The following is a 1,006-nucleotide window of genomic DNA, read 5'->3' as shown; positions in this document are numbered from 1 at the left end:
GCTGCTGTCCGGCTATCTGCATGGCTACGCCTACGATCATGGCGGGCTGGACACGCGTTACCCGCTGTCCGAGCTGGAGGCCATGGCCGACATCACGGCGCGTGCCCGCGCCACCGGAGCGGATGATGACTTCTCCGCAGCCATTCGCGCCGGCATTCCGCGCCTGCCGCCGGATGCGGCGGGCGGTGAGGCGGGCCGCGCGCCGGGAGCCGGCAGGCCATGACCGACGTGTCGCAGGACCCCGTGGCCGGGCAGGCGGATGCCGCTGACGAGCACTTCATGCGCCTGGCGCTGGCCGAGGCCGGGCAGGCCGCCGCCGCCGGGGAGGTGCCGGTGGGTGCCGTGCTGGTCGCGGCGGATGGCAAAACCGTGCTGGCGCAGGCGCACAACTGCCCCATTTCAGGGCGTGACCCGACCGCGCATGCGGAAATCGGGGTGTTGCGTCACGCCGCTGCCACACTCGGCAATTATCGTCTGGATGGCAGCACCCTGTACGTCACGCTGGAGCCCTGCACCATGTGCGTGGGCGCCCTTGTGCACGCCAGGGTGGCTCGTGTCGTTTATGGTGCGCACGAGCCCAAGGCCGGGTCGCTGCACAGCGCCCGCCGGCTCATGGCGCCCGAGGCCGGCTACTTCAACCACCGCTTTGCCTGGCAGGGCGGGGTGCTGGAGGCGGAATCGGCGGCGTTGCTGCAAGGTTTCTTCAGGGCGCGGCGTGGTCGTGGGCCTGTGGATCTGGCATAAAAAGTGCTTGTGATGTATTGCGCGCTGGCGGCGTGTTGCCACCAGCAACACGATAGATTGTAGTTGTTTTGTCATGAGGAATTGGCTAGCATCGGCCAGTGAGTTTTCGAAACCCAACAAGTTACATGGAGTAAAGTTATGAAGAAGATCGCTCTGGCTCTTGCCTTTGCATCCGCCGGCCTGGTGGCCAACACTGCCTCCGCTGCCGAGGAAGTCGTCGCTGGCGGCCTGCTGGGTGGTGTGGCTGTTCCGGTTGTCGCCA

At 66.5% G+C, this 1,006-nt stretch carries 2 protein-coding genes; both read left to right on the top strand.

Annotated features, from left to right (window positions below):
• Nucleotides 1–223, top strand: a 223-nt coding sequence (locus C5O18_RS10650) for a hypothetical protein (protein ID WP_478209700.1), incomplete at its 5' end; no start/stop codon positions are given.
• A complete protein-coding gene (tadA, locus tag C5O18_RS10205; RefSeq protein ID WP_105193515.1) occupies nt 220–744 on the top strand; it encodes a tRNA adenosine(34) deaminase TadA in 525 nt (174 codons plus the stop codon). The genes C5O18_RS10650 and tadA, both read left to right, overlap by 4 nt.
• Nucleotides 745–1,006 lie beyond the last annotated feature (262 nt).

Origin of the sequence: Amnimonas aquatica (genome assembly GCF_002943415.1) — a bacterium.
In the GTDB taxonomy this organism is placed as follows: domain Bacteria; phylum Pseudomonadota; class Gammaproteobacteria; order Pseudomonadales; family Moraxellaceae; genus Perlucidibaca; species Perlucidibaca aquatica_A.
This window is presented reverse-complemented; position numbering and strand designations above follow the sequence as displayed.

Excerpts from the sequence above, each read along its gene's own strand:
- tadA (WP_105193515.1), top strand. The coding sequence starts at position 220 with ATGACCGACGTGTCGCAGGACCCCGTGGCCGGGCAGGCGGATGCCGCT.